This is a genomic window from Streptomyces sp. BBFR25 (genome assembly GCF_044590125.1).
In the GTDB taxonomy this organism is placed as follows: Bacteria; Actinomycetota; Actinomycetes; order Streptomycetales; family Streptomycetaceae; genus Streptomyces; species Streptomyces canus_D.
In genome coordinates, this window is sequence record NZ_CP172447.1 from 8,447,603 (window position 1) to 8,464,431 (window position 16,829).

Sequence of the window (16,829 nt, forward strand, 5' to 3'; positions counted from 1 at the left end):
GGCAGCGGCCCGCCGGTACGGCGGGCCGCTGCCTCAACGAGTCGTTGTGCCTCAGCGTGAGGCACTCATGATGGGTCTGCCTATAGAGCGGCTCCCGGTTCCTCGGAGCATGTCAGAAGAGTGTTGCGCATCAGCGCCGCCTTCCGTCTGTCATGCGATCAGGGTGCTGCAAGTACTCCTCGATTTCCCTTACTAGCTGCTTCGCGTCTTCGCTCAGCTCTGGGTTCGCCGCAGCGCTCAACGCCAGTTGAACTGCTGCGAACGTGTGCGAACCGGCAGTTGTCCTGCTGGCTCTCCACACGTCAAATGCTGCACTCTTTTCCAGTTCCGAGGTTGGTGAGTCAGCTGCTGGATTTTCTTGCTCCTGCCTTTCGATGTGGAGCATCTCGAGGTAGTCATGCGCGTCCCGGTCACCTCGTTCTGCTGCCCATTGCCACCACGTGAGAGCCTCCGCGTCACGGTCCAGGTACTCCAGGAGCTCCGCGATTCTGCGGGTTTCTTCTGCGGTGGTTTTGCGTGCGCACTCGCGTGCCAGCAGGAGTACCAGTTCGCTCTTAGCTTCGGTTTGCTCCCGGTCGTCCGGCCATGGGCGGGGGGCCGGGGGCCAGCCGGCAAGCTGGCCCCCCTCCGCCTGTGCCGAGTCCTCGGGTGTCCGCGAGCTCTTCGTAAGTGCCTGCTCGGAGCGTTCGAGCAGGGTCCATACGGCGAGGAGCCGGATGGCGTTCTGCTCGTTGTCCTTGTCCGAGGTGCTCATACGGTTTCCTCCTCACCGGTCTCGTTGACGAACTTCTTGAGGTTGTTGATGGCCATGCGGATGTTGCGCTTCACCGACTCCTCCTTAAGGCGCAGGCGCTTCCCGGCGTCTTCAGGGCTGATGTCCTGGAGAACGCACAAGGTGATGACCTGCCGCTGCCGGTCGGGAAGTTTGGCGACTAGTTCATCGATACCCTCTTTGATCATTTCGTAGGCGGCATCGGGGATGCCGATCTGGGATTCCTGTTCGGGCAGTTCCTGCAACGGTGCAGGAGTCATGCGTTGGTTACGCCGGAACTGGTCGATCACCGCGTTCCTGACTGCGGTGCGGCCGTAGGCGGCCCGGTTTCCGGGCCGCGCTACGATCTTTTCCCACGACGTGAACATGCGCATGTAGGCGACCTGCACAGCATCTTCCGCGCTGTGCAGGTCGCCGCCCGCTTCGGCCTGGGCTACGCGGGAGAACGCCGCGCTGGTCTCGAGGACGAACGCCTCGAAGTCCGTGCCCTGGTCGGCCTCGGTCACGCAGCCTCCCGGGTGGCGATCGCCGGCCGGCCCTGCTCCGAGTGCTTGTAGAACAACCAGGCCGGCTGCCCCTCCTCGAAGCGGGCGGCGGCCCCGCCCTCCGGCAGCGCCGCTGCCATCGCGATCATCGTTGCGCGCTGCTCGCGCTCCGTGCGGGCCTGCAGGTACTCCTTCAGGCACATCTCCACCGCGCTCTTGGTACGGCGCAGCGCGTAGTACGCCAGGAACATCAGCGGGACCGAGATCCCACCCGCTCCCATCCACTCGAGCCAGGTCACAGACCGGCCTCCCATCATCGACTCGTTGATGAGGGCACCTTCACCCTCACTCCCTACACGCGCCGGGGGGCCGGAATCCGGACGTCAGAGGCCAACTTTTTTCCCACGGGCCTCTGTTGCCCCATCGACAAGCCGCTCACCTGCAGAAACAACCGGTGCTTGTCGGAAGAACGCTGGTCCGTCACCCTGCGGTGGCTCGCCCTGGGCGAGCCACTGGGCCGGAGGGCGGGGTGCTGGGCGGCGGGAGCCCGGCAACCGACGAGCGGGCTCGCGCGGTGCGTCGGAGGGCCCGTGAGCACTGCCGAGGCTTCGGGAGTTTCTGCATCACGGGGTGATGCAGCATTATCAATGTCTGGCCGGGCACCGCCAGTTGTCGCTGTGCGCCGGATGAACGGCTGCGGCGGGTCGTCTCCCTGCGGGAGCCTGGCGCGATGGTTGTAGGAATCTTCCGTGTAGTGCCTCTGCCCGGGGAGACGACGTGCTCGCTCATGGTCCGCATCGCCGCCCGCTACGGGATGGAGGCGAAGACGCTGCGCTCTGGATGGAAGTGGCACAACTCTGCGCCCACGTACGACAGTGGCGGGCAGCGGGCCGATGCCGAGGTGCTGTTCAACGCGGCGGGGCGCCGGCTCCTGGCCGATGTGTGCGGGGTCGCACCTGGCGTCCTGGCGCGGGCACTGCCGTCCTGGGAACAGGAAGATGCCAGGCTGCTCGCCGGGAAGGACGCGGCTGGTCCGGCAGCAGCGTGGCGGGCCGGCGGCGCGCTGGTCGGGCCGGTGGCGTTCGGCTGCCGCCTGTGCACGGCCCGGCGCACCGGGGCGTCGACGGCAGTGGTGCGGTACGCACCGAGGTGGGAGCGGGTGTGCGTGCGGCACGGGCGGTGGCTCCTGGACGCGGACGCCGACCAGCCGCTGGAGCACCTCGATGTCCGCGCTCTGCCCGAGGTGGCTGCGTCGCAGCGGCGGTGCGCCGGTGTGGCGCGGCGGGCGGTTCGGGCCGGGGCCGGCCCGGAGCGGGTGTTCGCGCTGTCTCACGCGGTGGTGGCCCGGTGGCGGGAGCAGGCTTACGGCTGGGAGCGGGAGAAGATCTGGCCGCGGCGCCTGCACCAGGTCGCAGGTGGGGATGCCGGCGGTGATCTGGAGCGGTGGCGGATCGTGGGACGGGACACGGTCGTCTTCCCGGAGGTGGTGGCCGTGGCCGACGCCTTGCTGGACCCTGCGATGGCCGAGCTGGTGTGGGCCGACAGCGGGGCCGGGCGGCCGCGGGCGCTGCCCGCCGACGGGTTGTTCTGCCGCAGGCTCGGGGAGCGGGTGGGGCGAGGATGGCTGGGGCCGTTGGCCGCGACGGACCACGGCGGGCCGCTCATCGCGTGGATGGGCAGCGTCATCCGCCTTCGCCGCGGCGTTGGTGGGCCGCCCGGGTATGACAACGACCTGTGGTGGCTGCGGCGGGAACATCAGGCCGTGACCTGGCCGGGCAGCTGAGGGTGCTGGGCAAGGAGAGGAAGGCGCCCGGTTCGGGGACGATGTGGCGGGCTACGGTGCCCGCCGAGCAGCGCAGGGCTGATCACCAGCACGCTCGACAGCGTCCAAGAGCAGCTGTTGCAGCTGCGCGGTGTGCAGAGCGGACCGACCGCCGATGTCGCCCGGCGGCTGCTGCGCGGTCTCGGTCACAGTGCCGGCCTGATCGAGAACGCCTGGAAGCGGACCGCCCTGGCGGCGGTGAACGGCGGCGTGCCTCTGGAGGAGGTGGCCCAGTGGGTGAACATGTCGGCCGCGGTGCTCCGGGACATGCTCACCGCGGGCGGGCGAGAAGAGGACAGCTGAGCGCGATGCGCCGGGGGCGGGTCGGTTGTTGGCTGATACAGCACTCGTTCGTGGCAGGAATTCTGGAAACGACGGTGTGCGTCGGCGGGGGCGGCTTGGCTGGCGCGGGTGACCAGCACAGGGGCAGCCCGGAGCCGGGCAGGGCGGGCGGCCGTGGGCCGCTTGGGCGGGTTCGAGGCGGTGTTCCTCGACCCGGTGGGGCAGATGGTGCAGCAGCGGTGGGCGGATGCCGCTATGACCGTGGCGTTCGAGGACTTGCCGCCGGTGTCGGCGTTCCCGGTAGTGCCGGGGGCGGCGGTGGGGGCCGGGCCTGTGGTGGTCGGCGACGACCGGGCGGCACGTGGCCGCAGGGTCGAATGCGATGCGCGCCCAGCTGATGGTGCTGGACCGCGACCCGGAGGTGACGGGCCTGGCGGGGCGGCCGGTGCGGCTGCTGTGGCGTCATCCCCGCGGGCAGGTCCGTTCCTGGGTGCCGCAGCTCTTCGCCCGGCGTGCCGACGGCACCGCACTGCTCGCCGACTGCCCCAGCCACCCCGACGCCGGCGGCGAACGCGCGAGAAAGGGCGCCGAGGCGGTTGCGCAGGCGTGCGCGGACATCGGCTGGATCTACCGGCGCCTGCCGCCGCTCGAGCGTGTTCTGGCCGCCAACCTGAAATGGCTGGCCGGCTACCGCCACCCCCGCAACGCCGGCCGCCCCGGTCTGGCGGCGGCGGTTGTTGGGGCGTTCGCGCGGCCGCGGCCGCTGACCGAAGGCGCTGAAGCGGCCGGCGACCCGATCGAGGTTCTCCCGTGCGTCTTCCACGCCCTGTGGCACGGACAGCTGACGGCAGACCTCACAACGCCGCTGCATGAACGCGTCCTCGTCAGCCCGCGGGGCTCGGGCAGCCCGGGCGAGACGGGAGGCGCCCGGTGAGCGCGCGGCGCAATGCCCGGCCGTCCGTGAAGGTCGGTGCGCGCGTGAAGTTCCGTGACGTGACGTGGCAGGTGGTCGCCCTGTCGGGGCAGGACATTCGCCTCGTCGGCCCGGACGGCGGCGGCCAGGCCGTGCTCGCCGGGCACCTGTTCGCCGACCCCTCCTTCACCGTCATCGGCGCCGATGCGCCTCAGGCGGCCCCGCAGTGGGGGCTGTTCGAGACCGCCCCTGCCGCGGCGCGCGAGAAGGCACTGGCCTGGCAGCGGCACGTCAGGGAAGTCGAATGCGGGCTCACCGGAGGGCCCGGCAGCCAAGGAACGGTCCGGCCTCAGTACGACCCGCAGCGGCACACGCTGGCCGAACGCGAGCAGGCCAAAGCGGAAGAGCTGACCGCGCTCGGCTTCGGCCGGGTGGCGCGCACCACGGTGCAGCGCATGCGCCTGGCCTACCGCAAACAAGGCCTGTGGGGGCTCCTCGACCACCGCACCACCCGTGCTTCCAGCCCCACCGGACGGGCCGACGAACGGGTCGTCGCCGCCGTCCGTGAAGCGCTGCGCCGCCGCCGTGGCCGCTCCCGCGGCACGATCAACGGCGTGCTCCCGCTGATCAACCAGATCCTTCAGGACCGGCACGGCCCCGGCACGGTACCCACGCCGTCCCAGGCCACGCTGTACCGGCTGGTCACTGCTCTTGCCCGGCCCGGCGAACTGCCCACGGGGCCCGTGAGGCAGGTGCCCGCGAGTGTCGACGGGCGGGCCTTCCCCCCCGCCACGGCGCTGCGCCCCGGTGAACAAGTGCAGGTTGACACCACCCGCCTGGACGTCCTCGCCCTCTTCGACGACGGGCGCCTGGCCCGGCCCGAACTCACCATCGCCGTCGACGTCGCCACCCGCGCCATCCCCGCCGCCGTGCTGTGCCCGAGCGCGACCAAGGCCGTCGACGCCGCCCTGCTGCTCGCGGAGATGGCCGTCTCCCACCCCGCCCGGCCCACCTGGCCCGACGTCCTGCGCATGGACCACGCCCCCGCACTCCCCCACCAGCGGCTGGCCGCACTGGATGAGCGCCTGGCCGGCGCGGCGGCCCGGCCGGTCGTCCTGCCCGAAACGATCGTCGTCGACCGCGGCAAAGTGTTCGTCTCCGCCGCGTTCACCGCCGCCTGCGAACACCTCGGTATCAGCGTCCAGCCCGCCCCGCCCCACGCCCCCACCGCCAAAGGCATCGTCGAGCAGACCTTCGGCACCATCTGCCAGCACCTGCCCGGCTACACCGGCTCCGACGTCACCCGCCGCGGCCCCGACACCGAGAAAGACGCCTGCTACAGCGTCGCCCAGTTGCAAGACCTGCTTGATGAACGGCTGGTGCACTACCACCACCGGCCCCACGAAGGCCTCCGCCACCCGCCGATGCCCCGCAAAGCGCTCACGCCGAACCAGATGTGGGCCGCGCTCATCGCCGTCGCCGGACACGTTCCCGTCCCGCTCACCGGCCGCGACTACCTCGAACTGCTGCCCGTGCGCTGGCAGGCCATCACCCCCGCCGGCATCACCATCCACCACCGCACCTACGACGCCGATCTCCTCGCCCCCTACCGCGGCCAGGCCTCCCCCGTCGCCGGCCGGGGCGGGACATGGGTGATCCACTACAACCCCCACGACGTGCGCCAGATCTGGGTACGGCTGCCCGACGGCCACCTCACCGAAATCCCCTGGATCCACCGAGCTCGTCCAGGCCATCGCCGTGCTCGCCCGGGCCCAACAAGACGCCGTCTGGGCTCGCGGCCAGGCCCACAACAAGCTTCGCTCCCAGCTCAGAGAGTTCTACCCTGCGATTCTCGACGCCTTCGCCCAGCACAAGCACGGTCTGTGTTCGAAGGAAGCCCGCACCATCCTGGCCGCGGCACCGACCCCCACCATGGCTGCGAAGCTGACACGGCGACGCCTGCAGACACTGCTCAGGCAGGCCGGCCGAGTCCGCGGCATCCAGGCCGACGCCGAAAGGCTCCACGAGGTCGCCGCGCGAGCCGACGGATGCCTAGTCGACCCTCTTGTAGCCGCTGCCGCAGACCTTCTCGGGCGTGGTGTCGGGAGCGGCGGACGCGGGTCCGGCGAGCGCGGTGGCGGTACCCAGGGCCAGGGCAGGTGCGGCCCCTGGGCCGCACGCCCACCATGCGTTCACTGGATCAACGCCGAGGCCCCGGCACCGTCCGCGCTCGGCCGTCACGAAGCCGGTCAGACCGGCGTCGACCACTCGTGCATCCTTCGCCGCCCACGGACGAGGGTCAGCACCTGGTCGCGCAGCTTGCGCATGGTCTGCGGCTCGCGGGCCTCGGTGTTGAGCCTCAGGAGGGGTTCGGTGTTGGAGGGGCGGAGGTTGAACCACCAGTCGGGGCCCGTGACGGTGAGACCGTCCAGTTCGTCGACGGTGACGCCGGGCCGGTCCTGCCAGGCTGTGCGAACGGCGGCGAGGCGGGCGGCCGGGTCGTCGACGGCCGAGTTGATCTCGCCGGAGGCCGCGTACCGGTCGAAGCGGCGGGTGAGGTCCGACAGGCGGCCGTCCTGGGAGCCGAGCGCGCCCAGGACGTGCAGGGCCGCGAGCATCCCGGTGTCGGCGTTCCAGAAGTCGGCGAAGTAGTAGTGCGCGGAGTGTTCACCGCCGAACACGGCGCCGGTGCGGGCCATCTCGGCCTTGATGAAGGAGTGTCCGACGCGGGTGCGCACGGGAGTGCCGCCGGCTTCCCTGATCACCTCGGGCACGGTGCGTGAGGTGATCAGGTTGTGCAGGACGATGGCACCCGGCCTGCGCTCCAGTTCGCGCAGCGCCACGAGGGCGGTGATCGCGGAGGGCGCGACCGGTTCACCGCGCTCGTCGACGACGAAGCAGCGGTCGGCGTCCCCGTCGAAGGCGAGGCCGAGGTCGGCGTGTTCGGTACGGACGTGCTGCTGGAGGTCCGCGATGTTGGCCGGGTCGAGCGGGTTGGCCTCGTGGTTCGGGAAGCTGCCGTCCAGCTCGAAGTAGAGGGGTACGACGTCGAGCGGGAGGCCGGCGAGGACCGTGGGCACGGTGTGGCCGCCCATGCCGTTGCCCGCGTCGACGACCACCTTGAGCGGGCGGATGCCGGTCAGGTCGACGAGGGTGCGCAGATGGGCCGAGTACTCCTCGAGTGTGTCGCGGTGGGTGAGGGTGCCGGCGCGGTGGGCGGGCGGGGGCGGTGCGCCCGCGTCGGTCCACCGCTCGACGAGCGTGCGGATCTCTCCGAGGCCGCTGTCCTGGCCGATGGGTACGGCACCGGCGCGGCACATCTTGATGCCGTTGTAGCGGGCCGGGTTGTGCGAGGCGGTGAACATCGCGCCCGGCAGGTCGAGCGTTCCGGAGGCGTAGTACAGCTGGTCCGTCGAGCACAGGCCGGTCTCGACGACGTCCGCGCCCCGCGCCAGGGCTCCCTGGGCGAAGGCCCGCGCGAGGCCGGGTGAGGAGGCGCGCATGTCGTGTCCGGTCACGAGGGCGCGTGCGCCGGTGACCTGGACGAACGCGGCGCCGAACAGCTCGGCCGTCCGCTCGTCCCACTGGTCGGGTACGACGCCGCGGACGTCGTACGCCTTGACGAGTGCCGACAGGTCGGTGCGCGGGGTGCGCTCAGCGGGGACGGCCATGACGGTCTCCTTCGTTGTCCTGCGGAACGGGTGTGTCGTCGACGAGCCACAGGGCGGTGTCGGGCGGCAGCTCGTGGCCGTCGATGGGCCCACTGGCCAGTACAGGGCGCCCCGGTATGCCGAGCGCCGCCCAGGGCAGTGGCCGGGTGGCGAGGTTGACGACGCAGGCCAGGGCTCCGCGTCGGAAGGCGAGGCAGGGGTCGCCGGGGGCCGAGTACCAGGCGGGCGGGGCCGTCGGGTCGGGCGCGGGGTGGGCGCGCCGCAGCCGCAGGGCGGCGCGGTACAGGGCGAGCGTCGAGTCGGGGTCGCGGTCCTGGGCGGCCACGGTGCAGGGCGCCCAGTCGTCCGGTTGGGGCAGCCAGGTGTCCTCGGGGCCGGCGGTGGTGAATCCGTAGGGGGCGCGCTCGCCGGACCAGGGCAGGGGGACGCGGGAGCCGTCGCGGCCCCGGTCGGTGTGTCCGGAGCGTTCCCACAAGGGGTCGCGGATGCGGTCGTCGGGGACGGTGGCCTGGGGCAGGCCGAGTTCCTCGCCCTGGTAGAGGTACGCGGAGCCGGGCAGCGCGAGCATGAGCAGGGCCGCCGCGCGGGCCCGGCCCGCCGAGCCGAGGCGGGTCACCGGGCGGACCGCGTCGTGGCTGGACAGCAGCCAGGTGACCGATCCGCCGCCCGGTGCGGAGAGGGAGGCGTCGATGACGCGTCGCAGCTCCGCCGGGTCCCAGGGCGCCTCCAGGAACGCGAAGTTGAAGGCCTGGTGCATCTCGTCGGGGCGGATGTAGCGGGCCAGCCTGGCGGGGTCGAACACGGCGGCCTCGGCGACCATCACCCGCTCCCCCGGCGGTACCGCGCCGGGCGGCGCCGGGTGGGTGTCCAGCAGGGCCCGCCATTCTCGGTACAGGGGGTGCAGTTCCTCCTGGTCGTAGTACGGCATCAGGTGGTTGCGCAGGGGGGCGCGGTGCTGGCCGGGTCCGGCGTCGGGCAGCTGCTCGGCTTTGAACAGGGCGTGTGCGACGTCGACGCGGAAGCCGTCCACGCCTCGGTCCAGCCAGTACCGCAGGATGCCGGCGAAGGCGGAACGCACCTCCGGGTTCCGCCAGTCGAGGTCGGGCTGCTCGGGGGCGTGCAGGTGGCAGTACCACTCGCCGTCGGCCACCCGGGTCCACGCGGGCCCGCCGAAGGCCGACTGCCAGTCGTTGGGCGGCAGTTCGCCGGCGGGGCCGTGCCCTGGGCGGAACAGGTAGCGTCCGCGCTCCGGGGAGCCGGGCCCGGCCGCCAGCGCCTCCTGGAACCAGGGATGCCGGTCGGAGGTGTGATTCGGCACGAGGTCGACCATGAGCTTCAGGCCCAGCGCGTGGGCGCGGGCGGTGAGCCGGTCGAAGTCCTCGCCCGTGCCGAGGTCGGCCGCGATGCCGCAGTGGTCGGCGATGTCGTAGCCGCCGTCGGCGAGCGGGGACGGGTAGAAGGGGGTGATCCACACGGCGTCCGCGCCCAGGGTGGCGATGTGCCCGAGCCGCTCGGTCGCGCCGGCGAGGTCGCCGATGCCGTCGCCGTCCGAGTCGGCGAAGGCACGCGGGTACAGCTCGTAGCACACCGTGTCCTGCCACCAGCTCATGCGGATTCCGACAGGAACGGCCTGGTGGCGAAGCCGGGTACGGACTGTGCGATGCCGGTGTCGGCGGCCAGCGTGGCGGCCTCGGCGACGGCGACCGCGGCAAGGCCGGCGAGCGCGTCGGCGACCGGGGTGCCGCCGTCGCGGGCGACGCGAAGCAGGTCGGCTGCCGCGGCCCGGACGCTCTCGCGGTACACATGCGCCTTGCGTGCCTCACCGCCCAGGTCGAGCACGGCGCGGACATGATGCGGTACGACACGTTCTTCTCCGCGCCCACGCGCGGGACGGGCAGTGCCCGCGTCGCGTTCCACGACGACCGAGACCTGCTCAGCGCCGTGCGGTCGGAAACCCTCCACGTGCAGCAGCGCCTCGGCCCGCTCGGGCAGTCGCTCCCAGGTGCGGGCGCCGTCCTCGTCCGTCCATGCCGAGATCTCGGCGCGCACCGGGATCCAGCCGTCGATGCAGGTCTCGGCGAAGCCGTGGTCCAGGCGCATGAGCTGGCGTTCGCAGCGATGCGCGTGGGTGAAGGAGTGGAGATGGGAGGCGAGGACGCCGCCCGGGTGGAGCACGTCGGCGCTGACCATGTCGACGGGGCCGCCCGGTCGCCGTACGGCGGTGGCGCGCACGCTGAGCGGGTCGGAGCCCAGCAGGGCGCGGGCCGCGTCGAAGAAGTGCACGCCGTGCTCGACGAAGACGCCGCCGCTGTGCGAACGGTCCCAGAACCAGTGGTCGGGGCCGAGGTCCTCGTCGGAGGCGTCGTTCTCGAACAGGAACCGGCGCGGGGGTGCGAGCAGCCCCTCACCGGTGAGCCGTTCCACGGCCCGCACCAGCGGGTTGTACCGCAGCACGTGGTCCACGACGAGGACCCGGCCCGCCCGCTCGGCCTCGGCCGCGACTGCGCCGGCCTCACGGGCCGTGGTGGCCAGGGGCTTCTCGCAGAGCACGTGCCGGCCGGCGCGCAGCGTGGCGGTGGCCATGGCGGCGTGCGCGTCCGGCGGGGTGGCGACGGCGACGACCGCCACCTCCTGGCGCGCCAGCAGGTCGTCCAGGCAGGCGAGAGCGGGAACGCCGTACCGCTCCCCCAGTGCCCCCGCCCGCTGGGGGTCGGGGTCGGCGACGGCGACCGGACGCAGCCCCGGCAGGTCGGCCACCGCGTCCAGGAGGAACGCTCCGAAACCGCCGCAGCCGACCAGGCCGAGGCCGAGCGGGGCCGTCGCCGAGGTCATGCGGTGCGCTCCAGGAGGGCGACGCCGATGTGGGCGTCCGCCATGCCGTAGAACACGTAGAGCTGCCCGTCGACCTCCTCGATGGCGGTCGGGAAGACGACGTTGGGGACGGTTCCGGCGCGTTCCTCCTCTGTCTCGGGTGCCATCAGCGGCTCCTCGGAGCGGGCGAGGACCCTCGCGGGGTCGGCCGGGTCGAGGATCATGGCGCCGGCCGCGTAGGACACCTTCTGGTTCTGCTCGAAGGGGTCCTCGATGTGCCCGGAGACGCCGTGGTGGAGGAGCAGCCAGCCCTCGGGCACACGGATCGGGGCGGGGCCGCCGCCGATCTTCAGCTCCTCCCAGGGGTGTTCGGACAGCGCGACGAGGCGGTGGTCGCGCGGGCGGGCCAGGGCGCGGATGTCGGCCTCGGCCTCGGCGACGGGGACGTATGAGATCCAGATACCGGGCCGTTCGTCGGTGACACCGGCGGGCAGGTGGACTCCCTCGCCGGGCCGGAACCAGCCGAGGTCCCACATCGGGCGGTGCAGCATCGCGTAGGCGGGTTCCCCGTCGGGTCCGGGAACGGGCTCGGGGAAGTGGACGACGTCCTTGTTCGGGAAGAGGTTCAGGTCGGTGTCGAGGTCCGGCTGGTAGGCGAACTGGATCGGGCCGAGCCGGGTCCAGTCGGTGAGGTTCTCGGACACGGCCAGGGCGGGCTTGGGTCCGAGCGGTCCGTAGGCCACGTAGGACATGACGTGCCTGCCGAGCGAGGGGATCCACGTGACACGCGGGTCCTCGACGCCGGCGTTGTTCTTGCCCCGCTCCCAGCCCTCGTCGGGCGCGAGGACGACGCCGCGCCGCTCGACGCCGCTGGGGACACCGTCGGTGAAGGTGACCTCGGCCAGTCCGACGCGGGAGATGTTGCCCTCGGCGACCAGACGCGGCAGCAGGTGCAGGCGGCCGTCGGGGGTGCGTCCGGAGGCGGGGTTGAGGACTCCTTCGGCCTCGTTGGTCTCGCCGGGCAGCGGGGACATGACCAGGCCCTTGCGTACCAGTCGGTAGGGGATGCGCGCGGCGGCGCCGGTGGTGCTCATGGGGGGAATCAGCCCTTTACTCCGGAGTCGATGTCGGTCGAGGTGAAGTGGCGCTGGAACAGGAGGAACAGGGCCACGGCGGGGGCGGCCAGCACACATGCGCCGGCCAGCAGGGCGCCGGTCGGGTTGGCGACCGTGCCCTGGAGGTTGGACAGGAAGCTGGCGAGGGAGACGGCCAGGGGCTGCTTGCCGGCGTCCTTGGTGACGAGGAACGGCCACAGGAACTCGTTCCACGGGCCGATGAAGGTCAGCAGCATCGCGGTGAGCACGGCAGGGCGGGCCATCGGGAGGGCGACCTTCCACAGGATGCGCAGTTCGCCCGCTCCGTCGAGGCGGGCAGCCTCGAAGAGGGACTGTGGCATCTGGAGGAAGAACTGCCGGAACAGGAAGACGGCCGTCGAGTTGATCGCGAACGGCAGGATCATCCCGATGTAGTTGTCGCCGAGCCCGTAGTCGCGGACCACGAGGACGTACAGGGGCAGGGTCAGGAGCTGGAAGGGCACCATCTGCACGAGCAGCAGCGAGGCGAAAACGGTACCGCGGCCGCGGAAGTGCAGCTGTGCCAGCGCGTATCCGGCGAGCACGCCGAAGACCAGGGTGCACAGCAGGACACCGACGGTCATGATGCCGGAGTTGAGCAGCGAACGGCCCAGCGAGATGGCGCCGTTGGCAGCCGTGTAGTTGGCACCGGTGAGCCCGCTGGGCGCGGCGGAGGACAGGTCCCCGGTGGTCGTCTTCCTCAGCGAGCCGACGAGCATGTAGTAGAAGGGGAAGAGGAAGGCGGCCGCGCCGAGCCCGAGGAGGAGGTACTTGACGGCAGTCCCCCAAGGGCGGCGGGAGCCGGCGGGGCGGGCGTGGCCCGTGGTGGGCGCGACGTCGGAGTCCGGGGCCGGGGTGGAGGCGCTCATGTCAGTTGCCCCTCTCGGTGAGCTTGCGGGCGGCCAGGGAGATGACGAGGACGAATCCCACCAGCACCACGCCGAGCGCGGCGGCGAAGTCCGGGTGTCCCTGTTCGATGCCCTTCTGGTACATGAGCAGGACGGGCGAGGTGGAGGCGTGGTCGGGGCCGCCGCCGCCGGTCAGCAGGTAGGGCTCGCTGAACAGGTTCGCGCCGGTGATGATCGCGTAGATGACGACCAGGGTCGTCGCGGGCCTCACCCCGGGGACGGTGACGGAGAAGAACTGCCGGACGCGGCCCGCTCCGTCGACGGAGGCGGCCTCGTACAGTTCCCTGCCCACGTTCTGGAGCGCGGCGAGGTACAGCATCACGAAGAAGCCGAGCTGCTTCCAGGTCACGAAGAAGGCGATCATCGGCATCGCGAGGTGCGAGTTGACCAGCCATGACGGATCCGGCGCGTGCGAGCCGAGCAGGTTGTTGACGAATCCGTCCGTGCCGAACAGGAACTGCCACACCGCGACCAGGGCGACGCTCGCCGTGATGTAAGGCAGGTAGTAGGCGGCACGGAAGAACGCCCGGAAACGTATCCTCGCGTTCAGTGCGGAGGCCAGGACGAGCGACAGGATCACCGTGAGCGGCACGTTGATGACGAGGAAGACGCCGATGTTCAGGAAGGCGCGGCCCACGACCGGGTCGGTGAACACGTCCCGGTAGTTGGACAGCCCCACCCACGGCGAGTCGACGTGGGTTCCGGGAGCGGTGAAGTAGAAGCGGTGGAAGGAGATCCACAGTGTGTACACCAGCGGCACGGCGAACACGACCAGAAGAAACAGGACGTATGGGGTGACGAACAGCGCGCCGGTACGGGAGCGGGTCCGCCCGTGGCGGGTGGCGCCGTCCCTGCGGGGCGCGTGACGGCCGCTGGCGGTGGAGGAACTGAGGTTCGTCATGCCGGGTCCCCGTACTCGTCGACCAGCTTGGTGATCTTGTCAGCGGCCTTGCGCAGCGCGGCGTCGGTGGACTCGTCCCCGAACACGACGGACTTGGTCCACTCGTCGCGGAACGCCTGCCAGATGTCGACGGAGCCCGGCACGTTGGGAACCTCGACGATGCGCTCGGCCTGCCGGGCGAACGCCTTGTACAGGGGGTTCTTCGCGAAGAAGTCCGGATAGCGCGCGGGCAGGTTCTCCCGCATCGGCATCTGCCCGGTCTCGCCGAGGAACTTCCCGTCCTGCTGGGCGGAGGTGGCGAACTTCAGCAGGTCCCAGGCGGTGGCCCGGTTGCGGCAGGCGCGGAACATCGCGGCGGACTTCTCGTCGCTGAAGGAGTACGTGTCCCCGGGTGCCTTCCCGGCGGAGGTCGGTATGGGGGCGACCCCGATGTCGACACTGTCCTTGTAGGCGGAGACGGCCCACGGGCCGACGGTGGCCATGGCCGCCTTCCCATCGTTCACGGGGTCGCCGGGGTACAGCTCCTGCGGGGCGAGCTTCTCCGCGTACAGGGTGCGCCAGAACGCGGCGGCCTTGCGGCCTGCCGCCGAGTCGAACTGCGGCTTGCCGTCCTCGACGAGCTGCCTGCCGCCGCTCTCCGCGGCGAAGGCGGGGTAGAAGTCGAACCACGACTGGAAGAACTCGCTGCTGGGCGCCGGCCAGATCGCGGCCTTGGCGGCACCGCTGTGCACGAGGGTGCGGGAGGTCTCCAGGAACTGGTCGTAGGTCGCCAGCCGGGGATGCTCGGGGTCGAGCCCGGCCTTCTTGAAGATCTTCTTGTTGTAGAGGATCATCACCGGGTTGCTCTTCCACGGCAGTTGGTAGAACTTGCCATCCCGTGACTTGTACTGCTCCGTGAGGGAGCCGCCGCGCTCCTGGATGTAGGCGTCACCGTCGGGGAAGTCGCTGAGCGGCACGAGGCCGTTCTGCTTCTCGAAGGTCGGCACCGAGGCGGGCGCGGTGTTGAAGACCAGGCAGGCACTGGTCCCCGCGATGATCGAGGCGCTGATGGCCTCCTCGGAGGTCTTGCCCGCCGGGATCTGCTGAGCCCTCACGTGCTGGCCGGGATGGCTCTTGTTCCAGGCGGCGATCATCTTCTCGCCCCAGGCCACCTCCTGGGCGTTGTTCGACAGCCAGACCGTGATGGGGCCGCGGGCGGTCGCGGCGGCCTCCGGGTCCGGGGCCGACCGGCCACAGGCGGTCGCGGTACCCGCGAGCGCGAGCACCAGCAGCGAGTACGCCGTTCTCCTCAGCATGAAGACTCTCCGAACTGTTCACGCCCGGCCTCGTCGCCGGGCGGGACATCCCTGCCACGCGCACTGGCCTGCCGGCCCGCCGTCAGGGACGGGGCGCCGGGCCTATCGAGGCGCGGGGGACGAACTCGGCGGGCGGGAGCACGATGTGTGCCACCTCCTCGCCGGCGAGGACCCCGTCCAGGGCCCGCGCGGCCGCCTCTCCCCACCCACGCGCGTCGGCGCGGGCGGAGGACAGCGGGGGGTGGGTGTAACGGGTGAGCGGGGTGTCGTCGTAACCGACCACCGACAGGCGTTCGGGAACCGGGACGCCCAGTTCCTGGGCGACGGACAGACCGGCCGTCGCGGCCAGGTCGTTCCCGTAGACGATCGCGGTGGGCGGCTCGGGCAGCGTCAGCAGTTCGCGGGTGGCCCGCGCACCGCCCTCCGCCGTGAAGCCGCCGGGCAGCACCGGGGACTCTGGCAGCCCGAGGTCGCGCAGCGTCTCCTCCCAGGCCGAGCGGCGCCGGTGCGCGTGGCGGAACGCCTGAGGGCCCTCGACGTGCGCGATACGGCGGTGGCCCAGCTCGGCCAGGCGCCGTAACGCGTCGACGTAGGCAGGCCGGTCGTCCAGGCTCACCGAGGTCAGTCCGTCGCTCCACTCGCTCTGTCCGACCACGACGGCCGGCAGTCCCAGTTCGTGGACCAGGGCGGGACGCGGGTCGTCGTGCCGCAGGTCGGTGAGGAGCACGCCGTCCACCCTTCGGTCCGCGGCGAGCCGTTCATACACGGAGCGCTCACGGTCCGGCGTGGTGACATGCACCATGAGCCCGTCCCCCCGCTCTCCGAGAACGACCTCCACCCCCGCGATGAACGCCGGGAAGAACAGGTCGGCTCCGATGTCCTCCGGTTCGCGGGCGAGGACCAGTCCGAAGGCGCCCGCCTTACCCAGGGACAGCGCGCGGGCTGGACGGCTCGGGGTCCAGCCGAGTTCCGCCGCGGCAGTCAGGATGCGCTTCTTGGTCTCCTGGGCGATGCCGGGGCGGTCGTTCAGCGCGAACGACACGGAGGTGCGCGAGACGCCCGCACGCTGTGCGACATCGGCGATGGTGGGCTGCTTGCGAGCCATGGCGCCTCTCGTTCTCCTCGTGGCCGCTGGGGCCGACGACTTCATTCAAATCGGTTTAGTTGGGCGATCGACGCTTACTAAACCGATTTGAAGCCGGGCCAGTCAATGGTGCAGAGTGTGCTCTGCGTCACTTCCGCCACAGGGCGTGAGCGGTGCGTGACGCGCGCACTGAGCGCGGCACTCGCGGCTGATCCGCGATGGGTTGCCGCAGCCGACTCGGCCACCGACTCCGGTGACGTCGCCCGGGTGGATGGCGAGCGGAGAAGGGATTGCGCAGTTCCCGCGGTGCGGCTCGACCCCCAGGTACGGGTGCTCGTCGAGGAGTCTCACCCGGCCTGGAAGCGGGCCGGCGGCCGCCGGGAGTTCACCACCGGGGGCCGGCGCGGGCAACTGGCCCGAGGTCGCTTCCGGGTCGCACGGTGCCGTCGAGAATCACGTACGCCATTTTCCGGACGGGTCGTCATGGCCTGTTCCAGCGTGGGCGCGAGGGCAGCCAGGAGGTAGACGGTCTCGCGTATGGGGCGGTAGACCGTGGCAATCCCGATGCGCAAAGCCTGCGGCGAGAGGGGCGTGGGTGGCTCCGCATGTGCGGATTGCCAGGAGCACCGCGCGCGGGGAGGCGCCCGTCACCGGTCCCGCCGTCGTCGCCGGTCCGCTGCTGTACGGCAGCCCGTACCCGCTGGGCGCCGAGGAGATCACGCAGGTCTCGGGGCGTCTGCACGGATAGCCGC

16 protein-coding genes and 1 pseudogene are annotated in these 16,829 nt (G+C 71.3%); 5 read left to right on the top strand and 12 right to left on the bottom strand.

From position 1 onward, the window contains the following. Positions 1 to 130: 130 nt before the first annotated feature. From ACGH52_RS37995 to ACGH52_RS38005, 3 genes are read right to left on the bottom strand one after another with little or no spacing between them, the layout of a single operon-like run. Positions 131 to 754: a hypothetical protein gene (locus tag ACGH52_RS37995; RefSeq protein WP_362771006.1), complete on the bottom strand. Its 624-nt coding sequence runs from the start codon at positions 752 to 754 to the stop codon at positions 131 to 133. Beyond that, positions 751 to 1,278: an RNA polymerase sigma factor gene (locus ACGH52_RS38000; protein ID WP_399946215.1), complete on the bottom strand. Its 528-nt coding sequence runs from the start codon at positions 1,276 to 1,278 to the stop codon at positions 751 to 753. The genes ACGH52_RS37995 and ACGH52_RS38000 overlap by 4 nt, the downstream gene beginning before the upstream one ends. Beyond that, a complete protein-coding gene (locus ACGH52_RS38005) occupies positions 1,275 to 1,556 on the bottom strand; it encodes a hypothetical protein (protein ID WP_054102655.1) in 282 nt (93 codons plus the stop codon). Before ACGH52_RS38005 ends, ACGH52_RS38000 begins: the two co-directional genes overlap by 4 nt. A gap of 455 nt (positions 1,557 to 2,011) precedes the next feature. Between ACGH52_RS38005 and ACGH52_RS38010 the strand changes: the two genes are divergently transcribed. The 4 genes and pseudogenes from ACGH52_RS38010 to ACGH52_RS38025 form a co-directional block, all read left to right on the top strand. Next, positions 2,012 to 3,040 (top strand): DNA-binding protein, encoded by a 1,029-nt coding sequence (locus tag ACGH52_RS38010; RefSeq protein WP_399946212.1) that lies wholly within the window; start codon positions 2,012 to 2,014, stop codon positions 3,038 to 3,040. A 117-nt stretch (positions 3,041 to 3,157) separates the two neighbouring features. Then, positions 3,158 to 3,382 carry a hypothetical protein gene (locus ACGH52_RS38015; RefSeq protein ID WP_362771004.1) on the top strand — a complete coding sequence of 75 codons (225 nt, stop codon included), beginning with the start codon at positions 3,158 to 3,160 and terminating at the stop codon, positions 3,380 to 3,382. 340 nt (positions 3,383 to 3,722) lie between these two features. Next, positions 3,723 to 4,295 (top strand): TnsA-like heteromeric transposase endonuclease subunit, encoded by a 573-nt coding sequence (locus ACGH52_RS38020; RefSeq protein ID WP_399946207.1) that lies wholly within the window; start codon positions 3,723 to 3,725, stop codon positions 4,293 to 4,295. Between the two features lie 1,433 nt (positions 4,296 to 5,728). Continuing rightward, positions 5,729 to 5,974: pseudogene (locus tag ACGH52_RS38025) on the top strand (Mu transposase C-terminal domain-containing protein); the annotation flags it as partial. Between the two features lie 352 nt (positions 5,975 to 6,326). Here ACGH52_RS38025 and ACGH52_RS38030 read toward each other — a convergent pair. The 9 genes from ACGH52_RS38030 to ACGH52_RS38070 all read right to left on the bottom strand — a co-directional run bounded on the left by ACGH52_RS38030 (position 6,327) and on the right by ACGH52_RS38070 (position 16,098). Next, positions 6,327 to 6,470 (bottom strand): hypothetical protein, encoded by a 144-nt coding sequence (locus ACGH52_RS38030; protein WP_399947068.1) that lies wholly within the window; start codon positions 6,468 to 6,470, stop codon positions 6,327 to 6,329. 53 nt (positions 6,471 to 6,523) lie between these two features. Continuing rightward, positions 6,524 to 7,945, bottom strand: a complete 1,422-nt coding sequence (locus tag ACGH52_RS38035; RefSeq protein WP_399946230.1) for a phosphomannomutase/phosphoglucomutase — start codon at positions 7,943 to 7,945, stop codon at positions 6,524 to 6,526. After that, positions 7,929 to 9,554 (bottom strand): glycoside hydrolase family 13 protein, encoded by a 1,626-nt coding sequence (locus ACGH52_RS38040; protein WP_399946232.1) that lies wholly within the window; start codon positions 9,552 to 9,554, stop codon positions 7,929 to 7,931. The genes ACGH52_RS38035 and ACGH52_RS38040 overlap by 17 nt, the downstream gene beginning before the upstream one ends. Further along, positions 9,551 to 10,777 carry a Gfo/Idh/MocA family protein gene (locus tag ACGH52_RS38045; protein WP_399946235.1) on the bottom strand — a complete coding sequence of 409 codons (1,227 nt, stop codon included), beginning with the start codon at positions 10,775 to 10,777 and terminating at the stop codon, positions 9,551 to 9,553. The genes ACGH52_RS38040 and ACGH52_RS38045 overlap by 4 nt, the downstream gene beginning before the upstream one ends. Then, a complete protein-coding gene (locus ACGH52_RS38050; RefSeq protein WP_121700630.1) occupies positions 10,774 to 11,850 on the bottom strand; it encodes a glycosidase in 1,077 nt (358 codons plus the stop codon). The genes ACGH52_RS38045 and ACGH52_RS38050 overlap by 4 nt, the downstream gene beginning before the upstream one ends. A gap of 8 nt (positions 11,851 to 11,858) precedes the next feature. Further along, positions 11,859 to 12,758 carry a carbohydrate ABC transporter permease gene (locus ACGH52_RS38055; protein ID WP_399946238.1) on the bottom strand — a complete coding sequence of 300 codons (900 nt, stop codon included), beginning with the start codon at positions 12,756 to 12,758 and terminating at the stop codon, positions 11,859 to 11,861. A gap of 1 nt (position 12,759) precedes the next feature. After that, a complete protein-coding gene (locus ACGH52_RS38060; protein WP_210978230.1) occupies positions 12,760 to 13,698 on the bottom strand; it encodes a carbohydrate ABC transporter permease in 939 nt (312 codons plus the stop codon). After that, positions 13,695 to 14,993 (bottom strand): extracellular solute-binding protein, encoded by a 1,299-nt coding sequence (locus ACGH52_RS38065; protein WP_210978229.1) that lies wholly within the window; start codon positions 14,991 to 14,993, stop codon positions 13,695 to 13,697. Before ACGH52_RS38065 ends, ACGH52_RS38060 begins: the two co-directional genes overlap by 4 nt. Positions 14,994 to 15,075: 82 nt before the next feature. After that, positions 15,076 to 16,098, bottom strand: a complete 1,023-nt coding sequence (locus ACGH52_RS38070; RefSeq protein WP_210978228.1) for a LacI family DNA-binding transcriptional regulator — start codon at positions 16,096 to 16,098, stop codon at positions 15,076 to 15,078. A 574-nt stretch (positions 16,099 to 16,672) separates the two neighbouring features. Here ACGH52_RS38070 and ACGH52_RS38075 point away from each other — a divergent pair. Continuing rightward, a complete protein-coding gene (locus tag ACGH52_RS38075) occupies positions 16,673 to 16,825 on the top strand; it encodes a hypothetical protein (RefSeq protein WP_399946243.1) in 153 nt (50 codons plus the stop codon). Positions 16,826 to 16,829 lie beyond the last annotated feature (4 nt).

Bases quoted from the DNA above. Each gene is read 5' to 3' on its own strand.
- ACGH52_RS38065 (WP_210978229.1), bottom strand. From the start codon at position 14,993: ATGCTGAGGAGAACGGCGTACTCGCTGCTGGTGCTCGCGCTCGCGGGT.
- ACGH52_RS38070 (WP_210978228.1), bottom strand. From the start codon at position 16,098: ATGGCTCGCAAGCAGCCCACCATCGCCGATGTCGCACAGCGTGCGGGC.
- ACGH52_RS38040 (WP_399946232.1), bottom strand. From the start codon at position 9,554: ATGAGCTGGTGGCAGGACACGGTGTGCTACGAGCTGTACCCGCGTGCC.
- ACGH52_RS38035 (WP_399946230.1), bottom strand. From the start codon at position 7,945: ATGGCCGTCCCCGCTGAGCGCACCCCGCGCACCGACCTGTCGGCACTC.
- ACGH52_RS38060 (WP_210978230.1), bottom strand. From the start codon at position 13,698: ATGACGAACCTCAGTTCCTCCACCGCCAGCGGCCGTCACGCGCCCCGC.
- ACGH52_RS38045 (WP_399946235.1), bottom strand. From the start codon at position 10,777: ATGACCTCGGCGACGGCCCCGCTCGGCCTCGGCCTGGTCGGCTGCGGC.
- ACGH52_RS37995 (WP_362771006.1), bottom strand. From the start codon at position 754: ATGAGCACCTCGGACAAGGACAACGAGCAGAACGCCATCCGGCTCCTC.
- ACGH52_RS38050 (WP_121700630.1), bottom strand. From the start codon at position 11,850: ATGAGCACCACCGGCGCCGCCGCGCGCATCCCCTACCGACTGGTACGC.
- ACGH52_RS38055 (WP_399946238.1), bottom strand. From the start codon at position 12,758: ATGAGCGCCTCCACCCCGGCCCCGGACTCCGACGTCGCGCCCACCACG.